A 14,536-nucleotide genomic window follows, 5' to 3' on the forward strand; every position below is an offset into this window, starting at 1 on the left:
TAAAGAGGTCTATTCAAAAATAAAGATAATATGTTAACAATATAGACAGAGACACCTGGCACCCGCCACACACAACAACAACAAAGGTAGCCCTAATGCTTCTGCCCCGTTCGCTGACGGTGAGTGCCGGCCTGTGCGCCGCATTCACCCCCTACCTGGCCCAGGCCGAGTTCATCAAGGACAGCAAGGCCAGCCTTGAGACGCGCAACTTCTATTTCAGCCGCGACTTTCGCCAGAGCGGTGCGCCGCAGAGCCAGGCGCGGGAGTGGGCCCAGGGTTTTATCCTGAAAATGGAGTCGGGTTTTACCGAAGGCACCGTAGGCTTCGGCCTCGATGCCCTGGGTGAGCTGGGGGTCAAGCTCGACTCCAGCCGCGACCGCCGTGGCACCGGCCTGCTGCCCTTTGGCGCCAGCCAGGAGCCGGTCGACGACTACAGCGAGCTGGGCCTGACCGCCAAGCTGCGCGTCAGCAAGACCACCCTCAAGCTCGGCACCCTGCAACCGATGCTGCCGGTGGCGGCGATCAACGACGTACGCCTGCTGCCCTCGACCTACAGCGGCGGCCTGCTGACCTCGCAAGACATCGACGGCCTGACCTTGAACCTCGGTCGCCTGGAAAAGCAGAACCTGCGCGACTCCTCAAGCAACGACGAGATGAGCTATGCCGGGGTCGAAAGCAACCACCTGGACCTGGCCGGCGGCACCTACGCGATCAACCCGCGCCTGGCCGTCAGTTACTACTACGCACAAATGCAGGACATCTACCGCCAGCACTACGCCGGACTGGTCCACGACCTGCCCCTGGCCGAAGGCATCAACCTGCGCAGCGACCTGCGCTACTTCGACACCCGCGAACAGGGTAGCCACGACCTGCGCGCAACCTCACGGGTCGATGGTGGCAAGATCGACAACCGCTTCTTCAACGGCATGCTTACCCTGGGCGTGGGCGCGCACAAGTTCGGCCTCGGTTACCAGAATCTTTCTGGCGACGGCGATTTTGCCTACCCGGGCCTGGACCCTTATTCGGTCAACCTGGTCACCGTCAACGTCTTCACCAAGGCCGAGACCGATGCCTGGCAAGCGCGCTACGACTACAACTTCGCCGCCCTCGGCCTGCCGGGCCTGAGCTTCATGACCCGCTACGTCAACGGCAGCCATATCGAGACCGCCAGTGTCAGCGGCGGCAAGGAATGGGAGCGCGATACCGACATTGCCTACGTGGTGCAAAGCGGGCCGCTGAAGAATGTCAGTGTGCGCCTGCGCAATGCCACCTTCCGCTCCAGTGGCGGCTTAACCACCGATATCGACGAGAACCGCCTGATCGTCGGCTATACCCTGGCCCTCTGGTAAACACGGGCGGCGGCAGTGTGAAAACAACCCTTTATTAGTTTTTTGGGAATGCTTATCATCTGCATCATTTTTTCGGGATGCAGCCAGGATGAGCGCACCGCCGTCACCGCCCAATGCCGAGCTCGGCCAGCTCTACCAGCACCATCACGTGTGGCTGCAACACTGGTTGCGCCGGCGCCTGAGCTGCCCGCAGCGCGCCGCCGACCTGATGCAGGACACCTTCGTGCGCATCCTCGCCTCGTCCGAGGCGCTGGAACTGGTGCGCCTGCTGCGTGAGCCGCGCAATTACCTGGTAACTGTGGCGCGGCGGGTGATGATCGATCATTTCCGCCGTCAGCAACTGGAACGCGCCTACCTCGAAGCCCTGGCCGCGCAGCCGGAAGCCGAGCAGATCTCCACCGAAGAGCAGGTGTTGATTCTGGAAACCCTGCGGGAAATCGACCAACTGCTGGCCGGCTGTGGCGCCAAGGCGCGCAAGGCGTTTCTGATGGCCAATTGGCTGGGCATGACCTACGTGGAAATCGCCGCTGCCTTGGGCGTGTCGCTGACCACGGTGAAAAAATACCTGATCAAGACCACCGAGCGCTGCCTGCTGCTCGCCTTCGATGCCCAGCCATGACTGACCGCGAACGCCAACGCCAGGCCCTCAAAGCCGCCGCCCGCTGGCATGTGCAACTGGCCGCCGGCGATGCCCCGGCCGAACTGCAGCAGGCCTGGCAGGTGTGGCTGGCCAGCGCCGCCGAGCATCGCTGGGCCTGGGCACGGGTCGAGCAGTTGCAGGGGCGCCTGGCCAGTGTGCCGGGGGCGCTGGCCTTCGACACCTTGCAACGCAGCGAAGCCCAGGGCCTGCCCCGGCGCAGTGTGCTCAAAGGCCTGCTGCTGGCCAGCGGCCTTGGCCTTGGTGGCTGGGCCAGCTACCGCAGCCAGCCGGCGCAGCAGTGGCTGGCGGATGAGCACAGCGCCACCGGCGAAATCCGTCACCTGCGCCTCGCCGATGGCAGCCAATTGGTGCTCGACACCGCCAGCGCCGTGGACATCCGCTTCGACGATCAGCAACGCCTGATTCGCCTGCGCCACGGGCGGATTTTTCTTACTAGCGGCAAAGACGGCCGCCAGCGCCCGTTACGGGTGGAAACCGCCGAGGGCCTGGTCGAAGCCCTGGGCACGCGCTTCAGCGTTGATCAGCGCGAGGCCGCCAGCCGGGTCGAAGTGTTCGAGCATGCGGTGCGCATCAACCCGCGCCAGGCCCCGGCACGACGCCTCGAGGCCGGCCAGCGCTGCCAGTTCGACAGCCATGCGGTGCAGGCCGCGCAGGCCGTCGCCAGCAGCGAAGCGGCCTGGACCGGTGGGCACCTGATCGTCGAGGACTGGCGCCTGGGCGAGTTGCTCGACGAACTAGGCCGCTACCGCCCTGGGCTGTTGTCCTACTCCAGCGAGCTTGAAGGGCTACGGGTTTCCGGGACGTTCTCGCTCACCGACAGCGATGCGGCGCTGTCGGCCCTGGCCACCTCGTTCAAGCTCAAGGTGCGTCGTTACAACCGCTTCTGGGTCAGTGTCGACCTGAGTTGAATTTTTTCAGCCAGGGGGGTGCCTGTTTTTTTTCGTTCGTCCGCCTCTGTAGGAAATAATCTCATTTGCGAACGAAGAGGATTTCCATGCAACCCCGCTTCCCCCGTGCCCCCCTTCCCCAGTTGATTGGCCGCCATCTGCTGGCTGCCGCCCTGGCCCTGCCCCTGCTGCCCGTCACTGTTGCCCAGGCGGTAGAGACCGACAGCGCCAGCAGCGGCCAGGTCTTTGCCATCGAAGCAGGTTCCCTGAGCCGGGTGCTGGGCAGCTTTGCCGCAGCCGCCGGGGTCAACCTGTCGTATGACGCGCAGTTGACTGCCAGCCTGCACAGCCCGGGCCTGCAGGGCCGCTTCGGGGTGCTCGAAGGCTTGAGCCGGATCCTCACCGGCAGCGGCCTGCAGGCTTATCGCCAGGCCGATGGCAGCTACTCACTGCGCCCGCTGCCGGCCAGCAACGGTGCGCTGGAGCTGGGTGCAACCACCATTGGCGCCAGCACCTTGCAGGCGCCGATGGAAACCACCGACAGCTTCACCGCGCGCCAGGTCAGTTTCGCCAAGGGCGAGCATTCGCTGCGCGAAACGCCGCAATCGGTGACGGTCATCACCCGCAAGATGATGGATGAGCAGAACCTCACCACCCTCGAACAGGTGATGGAGAAAACCCCGGGGATCACCGTGCACGATTCGCCCATGGGCGGTAAATACTTCTACTCGCGCGGTTTCATGCTCGCCGGCCAGTACCAGTACGACGGTGTGCCGCTGGACCTGGGTGGCAACTATGTACAGGCCAACAGCTTCGCCAGCGACATGGCTTACTACGACCGCGTCGAAGTGCTGCGCGGCGCCGCTGGCATGCTCAAGGGCTCGGGCAGTTCCGCCGGCGGGGTCAACTTCATTCGCAAACGCGGGCAGGAAAAGGCCGCCACCAGTGTCAGCCTTTCAGCCGGCTCCTGGGACAACTACCGCGCCCAGCTCGACACCGGCGGCCCGCTGAACGAATCCGGCAGCCTGCGCGGCCGCCTGGTGGTCGCCGGCCAGGACCGCCAGTACTTCTACGACATGGGCAAGCGCGACGACCAGGTGGTTTACGGCGCCCTCGATTACGACTTCAACGACGCCACCACCCTGGGCATCGGCGCCGCCTACGAGAAGCTCAATGCCACCCCCTGCTGGCAGGGCCTGCCACGCTACAGCGATGGTTCGGACCTGAAACTGTCGCGTTCCACCTGCCTGGGCGCGACCTGGAACAGCTGGGAAAGCCGGCGGGTCAACCTGTTCGCCGACCTTACCCACCACTTCAATGACCAGTGGCTGCTGAAAGTCGCCGCCATGCACAGCCACAACACCCAGGACATGCAGTACGCCATGACCCTGGGCAGCGTGCCGGTCGGCAGCAGTTCGGCCAACAGCCAGCTGTACTCCGGCGTGTTCGACTACGACCAGCACGACTACGGCATGGACGCCTACCTGGACGGCAAATTCACCGCCTGGGGCCTTGAGCAAGAGCTGATCGTCGGCGCCAACGCCAGCCGCGCCAAGGGCAGCGACAGCTATGCGCTGATCAACATGACCCAGCTGATGGGCGTGACCATGAACCCCTTCGCCCCCGACCGCGACATTCCCAAGCCGCCAGACAGCCTGTACCAGACGGCCTCCTACCGTGGCGGCCCGCTGCCGGTGGAAAGCGACACCCGGCAGATCGGCACCTATGCAACCTTGCGCCTGAAACTGGCCGAACCCCTGACCCTGGTGCTCGGCAGCCGGGTCAGTTGGTACCGCAGCCAGCGCGACTCCTACACCCAGGCCTGGGACTACTGGCAGCACGACCGCAGCCAGGAAAACGGCCAGGTCACACCGTTCGCCGCACTGATCTACGATCTGGACGAGACCTGGTCGGTGTACGGCAGCTACGCCGACATCTTCCAGCCCCAAGGCACTTACACCGATGCCCAGGGCAGCCCGCTGCAGCCCAAGACCGGCGCCAACTACGAGCTGGGGATCAAGGGCGAATGGCTCGATGGCGGCCTGAACGCGGCGTTCAACCTGTTCCGCACCATCGAGGCGCACCGCGCCGAAGCCGATTACGACTCGGTGTGCGCCGGTTCCTCCGACGGTTACTGCTACAGCGACAAGGGCAAGGTCCGCGCCCAGGGCTTCGAAGCCGAACTCAGCGGCGAGCTGGCCGAGCGCCTGCAGGTACTGGCCGGCTACACCTACACCGAGCTTGAGTACCTCAAGACCAACAGCACCAGCCAGGACGCCACCTTCACCGCCAGCTACGTGCCACGCCATTTGCTGCGGGTCTGGGCCGACTACCAACTGGACGGCCCGCTGCAACGCTGGAGCCTGGGCGGCGGGGTCAATGCGCAAAGCGACAACCACTACCAGGACCGCGCGGCGAAAACCGAACAGCCCGGCTATGCGATCTGGAACGCGCGCGTGGGTTACAAACTGGACGACAACTGGAGCATTGCCGTCAACGGCAACAACCTGTTCGACAAGCACTACTACTCCAGCGTCGGCGCCCTGGCCTGGGGCAACTTCTACGGTGAGCCGCGCAACTTCATGGTGACCCTGAAGGGCGATTTCTGAGGCCGGCAATTTGCGGTCGACGCCAACCGATGATAATCGTTATCATCTTTTGCCGGTCGTCGACCGCTTTGCCCCTCACCTGCCCCGGATAGCCCATGACCACCGCAACGGACCCTGCCGTGCTCGACCATAGCGAGCGCTCCCCCTTTGACCTGCGCCCGCTGCTGGCGGCGAACATGGCCTGCACCATGGCGATGATGGCGTTCGTCTCGTTGATCGGCCCGATTGCCCGCACTCTCGGCCTGGCCACCTGGCAAGCCGGCGCGGCGGTAACGGTTGCCGGGGTGATCTGGATGCTCCTGGCCCGCCCCTGGGGCCGTGCCAGTGATCGCCTGGGGCGGCGCAAGGTGTTGCTGCTCGGCACCGCGGGTTTCACCGTCGCCTACTGGGCGTTGTGCCTGTTCATCGATACCGCCTTGCACCTGCTGCCCAGCGCCGCCCTGGCCTTTGCCGGGCTGGTGCTGGGCCGCGGCCTGATCGGCGCCTTTTACGCGGCGTTGCCGGTCGGTGGCGCGGCGCTGATCGCCGACAATATCGAACCCCGGCACCGCGCCCGGGCCATGGCTTCGCTGGGGGCGGCCAACGCTTTCGGCCTGGTCATCGGCCCGGCCCTGGCGGCGGTGCTGGCGCGCTTCAGCCTGAGCCTGCCGTTCTATGTAATGGCGGTGCTGCCGATGCTGGCGTTTGTGCTGCTGCTCAAGCTCAAGCGCCAGGAACTGCACCTCAAACAGCCGCCACGCCCGGTGCGCCTGGCCGACCCGCGCCTGCGCCGGCCACTGCTGGTGGCCTTCGTGGCGATGCTCAGCGTGTCGGTGGCGCAGATCACCGTCGGTTTCTTCGCCCTCGACCGCCTGGGCATGGCCCCGGCCGATGCTGCGCAAACCGCTGGCGTCGCCCTGACCATGGTCGGCGTGGCGTTGATTCTGGCGCAGATCCTGGTGCGCAAGCTCGAATGGCCACCGCTGCGGATGATCCGCGTCGGCGCCAGCATCGCCGCCGCAGGCTTTGCCGCCAGCGCCCTGGCCACCAGCGCCGTGGGCCTGTGGGCGTGCTTCTTTTTCTCGGCCTGCGGCATGGGCTGGGTGTTCCCGGCGTTTTCGGCGCTGGCGGCCAACGCCATGGACGCCTCCGAGCAAGGCGCCACGGCCGGTTCCATCGGCGCCGTGCAGGGCCTGGGAGTGGTCATCGGGCCGCTGGCCGGGACCCTGATCTACGCCGTCGATCCGCGCCTGCCGTACCTGATTGTCGCGGCGCTGCTGTTGTTGGTCGGGCTGTGGCCGCAGCCGAAAAAGCCCGCCTAACAGGTGGGCCGCTAAAGCCGGTTCGAATGTGTTTTAATGCCTCGCCCAAAATTTTTGACACATAAGGCGGCTATGGACACGGGGACACGACTCAAACTGGTGCGTGAACGCAACAAACTCTCCCAACGGGAGCTGGCTCGGCGCAGTGGCCTGACCAACTCGACGATCTCGCAGATCGAGCAGAATCGCGTCAGCCCTTCGGTCAGTTCCCTGAAAAAGCTGCTTGAAGGCATTCCGATGTCGTTGGCGGAGTTCTTCAGTTTCGACGAGCCGATCCGCGAAGAACGCTTTGTGTTCCGCTCGACCGAACAGCCCGACCTGGGCAACAGCGGCCTGCGCATGCTGCTGGTCGGGGCCAGTGTCGAAGGCCGGCAAATGCGCATGTTGCGCGAGCTGTACGCGCCGGGCGCCGACTCCGGCGAGCCGATCGTGCACGCCGAGGGCGAAGAGTGCGGCCTGGTGACCCGTGGCACCATCGAATTGCGGGTCGATGGCCAGGTCAGCATCCTCAACTCCGGTGACGGCTACTACTTCCCCACCACCCTGCCCCACAGCTTCAAGAATATCGGCCAGGATGAGGCCGAGATCATCAGCGCCAACACCCCGGCGAATTTCTAGATTCGGGGGCTGCTGCCAACCCATCGCCGGCAAGCCGGCTCCCACAGTAGATTTGTGTACACCGGAACTGTGGGAGCTGGCTTGCCAGCGATCGAGCGCGAAGCGGTCGCAATCTTGGCCCTTTACATCCAGCCCAGCCACTGCCACCAGGTCGCGGCAAACACCAGCATCAGCCCATAGCCGATCAAGGTCACCAGGATCCCCACCCGGGCGAACTGTTTGGCGGTGAAAGTCTCGGTGCCCAGGCAGACCATGTTCTGCGGCGCGTTGATCGGCAAGATAAAGCCGTAGCTGACCACAAAGCCCAGGGCCATGGTCATGCCCAGGCGGCTGAAGTCCCCCGGCAAGGTCTGCAACACCGCAATCAAAATCGGCAGCAGCGCCGAGGTCAGGGCGGTGGCGCTGGCAAAGCCCAGGTGAATCAGAATCAAAAAGGCCGCAAGGATCGAGAACACCCCCAGGGTACCCAATTGATCCAGCCCGGTATGGGCCACCACTTGCGCGCCCAGCCATTGCCCGGCCTGGGTGGTGAGCAAGGTAGTACCCAGGCTGATGCCCACCCCGAAGACAATCACCGTGCCCCAGGGAATGCGCGCCTGCACATCTTTCCAGGTCATCACCCCTACCCGTGGCAGCAGCAGGATCACCAGCCCGGCATAGGTGGTCGAAGTGGTGTCAAAGTGATGCAGCTTGCCCTCGGTGGCCCAGGCCAGCAGCAGCAACAGCGACACGCCCAACAGACGTTTCTGCGCGCCGGTCATCGGTCCGAGCTCGGCCAGGGTCTTGCTTACTGCCGCCTTGCCACCCGGAATCGCATCGCTTTCGGGCGGCAGCATTTTCAGCACCAGGACGATCAGCACCACCGACATGATCACTGCCCACGGCGCGCCAGCGATCAGCCAGTCGATCCACGACACCCGCGCACCGAGCATCTTGTCCATGAAGCCGACGGTCAGCAGGTTCTGCGCCGCGGCAGTCTGGATGCCGATATTCCAGATGCTGGTGCCCTGAGCGACGATGATCATGATCCCGGCAGCGATGTTCGAGCGCTTGTCGACACCAAAGGCGGCGATCACCCCCATCATGATCGGCACCACGCAGGCACTGCGCGCGGTGGCGCTGGGCACCACCAGGCTGAGCAGCACGGTGACGGCCACCGCCCCCAGAAGGATGCGCCGAGTGCTGACGCCGATGCTCGACAAGGTCACCAGGGCGATACGCCGGTCCAGCCCGGTGTGGGTCATGGCCGCGGCGATGAACAAGGCGCCGACCACCAGGGCCAGGGCACTGTTGGAAAAACCGGTCAGGGCCAGGGTGATGGCGGCCGAGGAGCCGTAGATCACCGAAGGGTCGGCCACCGTCGGCGCCGTGCCGAGCAAAAAGGCCATCAGCGAGGTGATCATGATCGCGCTGGCTTCGTACGACACCGCTTCGCTGATCCACACCACCACGGCAAAAGCCAGAATCGCCAGCACCCGGTGGCCGGCCACTGGCAGGTCGGCGGGCATCGGCAGCAACAGCACCCCGACCAGTGCTGCGATACCGACCAGCAGGCCAATCGGCACGCGGGCTCTGGCGGTTTGTGAGACAGGCACATTGGCCGGCGAATTCATCGGTAACTCCCTTTAGAACATGTGCGGCCATGATCGCGCAGATCGCTTTTGCGCAGACTGATACGCATCAATGCCCCGAATTCGAGGCATTGTCCGACAAGATGTAGTGCCTTGAAAAAAACACTACAAAACCTGTTGACGCCGTTCGTCGCCCCTTGCATGATGAGGTCGTCTCCCCGATCGGGGGTACTGGCAAGGGTGTTCCAGGCAGCTCGACAGATCCATGAGCTGTGTGCGGATGGGTACTGCCCAAAAGGCAGCGTGTAGAAGCCCCCAGTTGTGACGCTGCTGTAGCAGCTTTCATTTAACGCTACATGTTATGCGCCAAGTGCGAACAAACAACGAATGGTCAAGGGGGCTTTATGATGAATCTGAACAATCAACCGACTGTTGAAGAACTGGCCCGGCTGTTCGCCGCGCGCAAGGACACTCTCGACAGCCACATCCTCTGGGTCTGCAAAACCGGTGAAGTTCACCTGGACAGCCTGGAAACCATGAGCGACGAAGCCGAGTTCGAAGAACGCAAGCCGAACATGCGTGCCCGCCTGAAGATGTACCGTCGCGGCCAGGGCTACGTTGGCAAAAAGGCCGCCGCCGACACCCAGTATGTCGGTCGGGTTCTGCAGACCCTGCAAAGCGAGTGGGCTGCGCTGCAGAACAAGCCTGGCGTCGCGGTGATCGACCGTCTCTGCTAAGGGTCGCTGGGGTGCGGCACTGCCCCAGCCACGCTTGAGCCCAATCCACGCGGATTGGGCTTTTTTATTTATGGCGGTACAGGGCTAGAATGTCCCTCTTTGCGCCAAGAACCCGCTTATGACCCACCCCACTTTCGGAACCGACGATGCATCCTACCAGGCCGCCGGAGGCATCGACGGCCTGCGCCGCCTGGTCGATGACTTCTACCGCTTGATGGATGAAAACCCCGAGGCACGGACCGTGCGCCAGATGCACCCGCAAAGCCTGGAAGCTTCGCGCGACAAGCTGGCGTGTTTTCTCAGTGGCTGGCTCGGCGGCCCGCGGCTGTTCAGTGAGCGCTATGGCCCGATCGCCATCCCGGCCTTCCATGCCCAATGGCCGATCAATGAAAGCCACAGCGCTATCTGGTTGGGCTGTATGCAACAGGCGATTACCCTACAGGGGTATTCTGCAGAATTTGCCGAGTACCTGTTGCGCCAACTGCGCGTGCCGGCCGAACGCATCGTCCAGGCCAGCCGCGCCCGTCACCCTCAGGCCTGACGGCGCAGCGGCGCCTTCTCCAGCGGCAAGGCACCGGTGGCCAGCGCCCTGGCGCGGTCAACGCCCCAGACCATGGCGCGGGTCATGGTCTCGCCGGGGCGATTGTCGTGGTACTCCTCGACCAGCGCCTTGCCCTGGCGTGTATAGATGCCGAGGAACAACTGAGTGGCGCCGGTGCGCGACAGCCTCACCTGAACGTCGATACTGGTGCCGTCGCTGAGCTGTTCGTCATGGCTGCGGCTGTGCAGTTGTGCGTCAGCCCAGTTCCAGTAGGTCTCTTCCCTGATACGCATCGAATGGCTCCTGTATTGATGGCGGCATTAGTAAGGCACACAACCCGGCATCAGGCGAGCGCCAGCCGCGCAACCTTTGCGCAAGGTCAAACAATGCAAAAAAAACCCCGCCGTTGGGCGGGGTGGTGGTCGATTCGTTTACTTCTTCGCTGGCAAGCGCGGGGTGAACTTGCCCTTCTTGCTGCGCTGTAGCGCGTTCAGGCGCACCTGCGCATCATCCAGCGTCATGTTGGCAAAGCCCAGGCGATAACCACTCTGGCCACAGCGCACCACACTGTTGATGGGAAATTCGTCGCCCTGGTCCTCAATGTAGGATTCAATCATGCCCCAGTCTCCCTCCGATGGCGGACCAGTACCGGCAAGCAGATGATTGCCCAGAAAAGTACTGACCCTGGTGACTCTGAGACTAGCCGGTCATTTGTGGACCGCACGGGCAAGAACAAAAAAGCCCGACCAATGGCCGGGCTGTTTTGTCGCACCCCTGGCGTTTACCTGAGCTTCACCGCGGTACCGGTCACGAACACCACGACCATGCCGCCACGGGCCGAGGGCATGCTGATTTCATAGTCCAGGCCGACCACCGCATCGGCCTGCAGGCTGCGCGCGCGGGCGCGGATTTCGTCGGTGGCCTGGATGCGCGCTTCTTTCAACGCACTTTCCAGGGTTTGCGAACGGCCACCGAAAAAGTCGCGGAAACTGGCGAACATATCGCGAACCACGTTGATACCCTGAACCGACTCGGCGCTGACCACATCCAGATAGGCGGAAATTTCCCGGCCTTCGATGGTCCCTGTGGTGGTAATGATCATGCTGCTCTCCTTCGGCCTTGCCTGTCAGCCGCCCGCAGTTGAGCGGGCGGAAAAAGCGCGATGGTAACAAAACCGCCGGCTGCTGCGTGGCCATTTATACAAGCAATAGGTTGTGTAATACATGCCAGCCACCTAGACTCCCCTTCCATTGCCGCCTTACTTGCGAAGGAGTCGCCGATGAACACCGCCCACCCTCAGCCCGCGTCATGGGCCGAACTGCTCCACGGGCGCAACGCCCTGCGCTCGATTGCCCTGGCCGGCGGGGTCGCCCTGCATGCAATCAATGTCTATATCGTCACCACCATCCTGCCCACGGTAATCGCGGATATCGGCGGCCTGGCCTTTTATGCCTGGAGCACCACGCTGTTTGTCGCCACCTCGATCATCGGCTCGACCCTCTCGGCGCAATTGATCGAGCGCCTGGGCGCGCGGGCGGCCTTTCTCCTGGCCCTGGCGGTGTTCAGCCTGGGCTCGGTGATCTGCGCCGCCGCGCCGAGCATGCCGGTGCTGTTGATCGGTCGCAGCGTCCAGGGCCTGGGCGGCGGTATCCTGTTCGCCCTGAGCTATGCCCTGATCCGCTTGATCTTCGATGAGCGCCTGTGGCCCCGGGCCATGGCCATGGTCTCGGGCATGTGGGGCGTGGCCACCCTGTGCGGGCCGGCGGTTGGCGGTATCTTTGCCCAGGGCGGCCACTGGCGCTGGGCGTTCTGGTCACTGTTGCCGGTGGCGGCGCTGCTGGCGCTGATCGTCATCAACCAGTTGCACGGCAAGGTGGCTGCCAGCACCAGGGCCACTCGCCCACCCTATGGCCTGATTGCTTGCCTGGTCGCCTCGGTGCTGGCGATTTCTGCCGCCAGCCTGGCCCAGCAACTGCTGTGGAACCTGCTCGGGATTGGCGCGGGCCTGACCATCGCAGTGCTCATCGCCCGCCTCGACCACCAGCCCGAGCGCCGCTTGCTGCCTTCTGGCGCTTATTCCCTGGGCACCTCACTGGGCAAGTTGTATGCGGTGATGTGCCTGTTGATTGCGGCAGTGACCACGGAAATTTTCGTCCCCTACTTCCTCCAGGCCATTCACGGCCTCAGCCCGCTGGCCGCCGGCTACATGACCGCGGCCATGGCGGCGGGCTGGACCCTGGCCGCGCTGTGCAGCGCCAGCCGCACCGGTGAGGCTGCCGAGCGCATGATCCGCGTCGGCCCGGGCATTGTCCTTGCGGCCCTGCTGGGGCTGGCGTTGATGACCGGCCAGCAGGCCTGGCTGGGCAGCACTGGCGGCCTGGCCGTGTATTGCCTGGCGCTGGCCGGCGTGGGCCTGGGAATCGGCCTTGGCTGGCCGCACCTGCTGACCAAGGTGCTCAGCGCCGCGCCACCCGGTGAAGAAAACCTGACCTCGGCATCGATTACCACCGTGCAGCTCTACGCCACGGCGCTGGCGGCAGCCCTGGCCGGGGTGGTCAGCAACAGTGCCGGGCTGGTCGAGCCGGGCGGCGTCGCTGGCGCGCAACAGGCCGCGACCTGGCTGTTCGCGGTGTTTGCCATCGCGCCACTGCTGACCTGGCTACTGGTCTGGCGCCTGACTGGCACTGCACCCAAGGTCATGGCCCGATGAGCCTCAGCAACCTCGATAGCGCCTCAAGCGCCGAGCGCATCCTGTTCTTGCTCAAGACCCGCGGCGCGTTGAAAACCACCGACCTGGCCAGCCTGCTGCAGATCAGCTTCGAGGCCACGCGCCAGCACCTGCAGAAGCTGCAGGCCGCCGGGCAAATCAATGGCATCAGTGTCCCTAGCACTGGCGCCGGGCGGCCTTCGCAAAAGTGGATGTTGACCGACGCCGCCCAGCGGCGCTTTCCCGACACCCACAGTGTGCTGACCCTGCAACTGATCGACAGCGTCGAACAGGTGTTCGGCCCCGAGGGGGTCGACCAGCTCATCAGCCGCATGGAAGCCAGCAGCCGCGCCGAATACCAGCAGGCCTGCAACCAGGCCCAGGGGCTGGAAGACAAAGTGCGGGTGCTGGTGCAACTGCGTGAGCGGGCCGGCTACATGGCCCAGATGCAGGCCTGCGGCGACGGCTGGCTGATCATCGAAAACCACTGCCCGATCTGCGTGGCCGCCAGCCGCTGCCAGGGGTTTTGCCGCTCGGAGCTGCAGGTGTTCCAGGCCGCGCTCGGTGAGCAGGCGCAGGTAGAGCGCTGCGAACACCTGCTGAGCGGTGATCGGCGCTGTGTTTACCGGGTTATGCCGGCGTAATCGCCCACTGCTAGGCCATTCGCGCCAGCAACAACTGGCGCAGGCGCGGGCCGAAGACGTTGATCAACAGCCCGGCCATCACCAGCAGCGCGCCCCAGCCTTGCAGCGGGGTCAGGCGCTCGTCCAGCAGCAAGGCCGAAGAGCTCAGGCCCACCACCGGCACCAGCAACGAAAACGGCGCCACCTTGCCGGCCGGGTAGCGCGACAGCAGATGGCTCCACAGGCTGTAGCCGAGCATGGTGGCGATAAACGCCAGGTAGGCCAGCGCCAGCACCGAGCTCCAGCCGATGCCGCGCAGCGAGCTTTCAATCCGCTCGGGACCTTCCAGCCACCACGACAGCGCCAGAAACGGCAGCGGCGGTACCAACCCGCCCCAGATCACCAGGGCCACCAGGTCGATATTGCTGAAACGCCGGGTGATGATATTGCCCATGGCCCACATCGCGGCGGCGCACAGGGTCAGCAGCAAGGCAAAAAACGGCACGCTGGCGCCGTTTTCGCTGCCGATCAGGGCCAGGCCGCCGGCGGCCACCAGCAGGCCCAGTACGCTGGCCGCGCGCAGCCGCTCGCCGAGGAAGATCGCGGCAAAAAACAGGGTGAAGAACGCCTGGGATTGCAGCACCAGCGACGCCAGCCCCGGCGGCATGCCATTGCCCATGGCCTCGAAGAGAAAGGCGAACTGGCCCAGGGAGATGGTCGCGCCGTAGGCAATCAGCCAGCGCCAGGGCAACTGCGGGCGCTTGACCAGCAGCACCGCCGGAAACGCCACCAGGGCAAAGCGCAAGGCGCCCAGCAACATCGGCGGCAAGCCATCGAGGCCGACCTTGATCACCACGAAATTGACGCCCCAGGCGACAATCACCACCAGCGCCAGCAGTAAATCCTTTAACGGCATGCTTCCCTCAACGGCT

At 64.3% G+C, this 14,536-nt stretch carries 15 protein-coding genes; 10 read left to right on the forward strand and 5 right to left on the reverse strand.

Features of this window, described 5'->3' with window-relative positions; genetic code table 11:
• Window positions 1-95 precede the first annotated feature (95 nt).
• The 6 genes from UB48_RS04035 to UB48_RS04060 all read left to right on the forward strand — a co-directional run bounded on the left by UB48_RS04035 (window position 96) and on the right by UB48_RS04060 (window position 7,425).
• Entirely contained in the window at window positions 96-1,349 is a 1,254-nt protein-coding gene (locus UB48_RS04035; RefSeq protein ID WP_045194242.1) for an OprD family porin, read from the forward strand.
• 88 nt (window positions 1,350-1,437) lie between these two features.
• Window positions 1,438-1,968, forward strand: coding sequence for a sigma-70 family RNA polymerase sigma factor (locus tag UB48_RS04040; RefSeq protein WP_045194244.1), 531 nt, complete (start codon window positions 1,438-1,440; stop codon window positions 1,966-1,968).
• On the forward strand, window positions 1,965-2,918 hold the full coding sequence (locus UB48_RS04045) for a FecR domain-containing protein (protein WP_045194246.1): 954 nt from the start codon (window positions 1,965-1,967) through the stop codon (window positions 2,916-2,918). The genes UB48_RS04040 and UB48_RS04045 overlap by 4 nt, the downstream gene beginning before the upstream one ends.
• A gap of 86 nt (window positions 2,919-3,004) precedes the next feature.
• On the forward strand, window positions 3,005-5,506 hold the full coding sequence (locus UB48_RS04050) for a TonB-dependent siderophore receptor (protein WP_045194248.1): 2,502 nt from the start codon (window positions 3,005-3,007) through the stop codon (window positions 5,504-5,506).
• A 95-nt stretch (window positions 5,507-5,601) separates the two neighbouring features.
• Window positions 5,602-6,807, forward strand: coding sequence for an MFS transporter (locus tag UB48_RS04055; RefSeq protein ID WP_045194250.1), 1,206 nt, complete (start codon window positions 5,602-5,604; stop codon window positions 6,805-6,807).
• Between the two features lie 72 nt (window positions 6,808-6,879).
• Complete coding sequence (locus UB48_RS04060) at window positions 6,880-7,425, forward strand: cupin domain-containing protein (protein WP_010226800.1); 546 nt, start codon at window positions 6,880-6,882, stop codon at window positions 7,423-7,425.
• A gap of 122 nt (window positions 7,426-7,547) precedes the next feature.
• On the opposite strand, the gene UB48_RS04065 is transcribed toward UB48_RS04060, so the two are convergent.
• Entirely contained in the window at window positions 7,548-9,038 is a 1,491-nt protein-coding gene (locus UB48_RS04065; protein ID WP_045194254.1) for a DASS family sodium-coupled anion symporter, read from the reverse strand.
• A 362-nt stretch (window positions 9,039-9,400) separates the two neighbouring features.
• Between UB48_RS04065 and UB48_RS04070 the strand changes: the two genes are divergently transcribed.
• Entirely contained in the window at window positions 9,401-9,733 is a 333-nt protein-coding gene (locus UB48_RS04070; protein WP_283817199.1) for a hypothetical protein, read from the forward strand.
• Window positions 9,734-9,851: 118 nt separating this feature from the next.
• Window positions 9,852-10,274, forward strand: a complete 423-nt coding sequence (locus UB48_RS04075; protein WP_045194258.1) for a group II truncated hemoglobin — start codon at window positions 9,852-9,854, stop codon at window positions 10,272-10,274.
• Here UB48_RS04075 and UB48_RS04080 read toward each other — a convergent pair.
• The 3 genes from UB48_RS04080 to UB48_RS04090 all read right to left on the reverse strand — a co-directional run bounded on the left by UB48_RS04080 (window position 10,265) and on the right by UB48_RS04090 (window position 11,376).
• Window positions 10,265-10,567: a hypothetical protein gene (locus tag UB48_RS04080; RefSeq protein ID WP_045194260.1), complete on the reverse strand. Its 303-nt coding sequence runs from the start codon at window positions 10,565-10,567 to the stop codon at window positions 10,265-10,267. The two genes, UB48_RS04075 and UB48_RS04080, sit on opposite strands and share 10 nt — an antisense overlap.
• 138 nt (window positions 10,568-10,705) lie before the next feature.
• Window positions 10,706-10,891, reverse strand: coding sequence for a hypothetical protein (locus UB48_RS04085; protein ID WP_045194262.1), 186 nt, complete (start codon window positions 10,889-10,891; stop codon window positions 10,706-10,708).
• A 164-nt stretch (window positions 10,892-11,055) separates the two neighbouring features.
• Complete coding sequence (locus UB48_RS04090) at window positions 11,056-11,376, reverse strand: YbjQ family protein (protein ID WP_045194264.1); 321 nt, start codon at window positions 11,374-11,376, stop codon at window positions 11,056-11,058.
• Between the two features lie 177 nt (window positions 11,377-11,553).
• Between UB48_RS04090 and UB48_RS04095 the strand changes: the two genes are divergently transcribed.
• Both UB48_RS04095 and UB48_RS04100 read left to right on the forward strand, forming a co-directional pair.
• Window positions 11,554-12,984, forward strand: coding sequence for an MFS transporter (locus UB48_RS04095; RefSeq protein ID WP_045194266.1), 1,431 nt, complete (start codon window positions 11,554-11,556; stop codon window positions 12,982-12,984).
• A complete protein-coding gene (locus UB48_RS04100; RefSeq protein WP_045194267.1) occupies window positions 12,981-13,625 on the forward strand; it encodes a metalloregulator ArsR/SmtB family transcription factor in 645 nt (214 codons plus the stop codon). The genes UB48_RS04095 and UB48_RS04100 overlap by 4 nt, the downstream gene beginning before the upstream one ends.
• Before the next feature lie 10 nt (window positions 13,626-13,635).
• Here UB48_RS04100 and UB48_RS04105 read toward each other — a convergent pair whose 3' ends face one another.
• On the reverse strand, window positions 13,636-14,520 hold the full coding sequence (locus UB48_RS04105) for an EamA family transporter (RefSeq protein ID WP_045194269.1): 885 nt from the start codon (window positions 14,518-14,520) through the stop codon (window positions 13,636-13,638).
• Between the last annotated feature and the right edge of the window lie 16 nt (window positions 14,521-14,536).

Origin of the sequence: Pseudomonas sp. 2(2015) (genome assembly GCF_000955865.1) — a bacterium.
In the GTDB taxonomy this organism is placed as follows: Bacteria; Pseudomonadota; Gammaproteobacteria; order Pseudomonadales; family Pseudomonadaceae; genus Aquipseudomonas.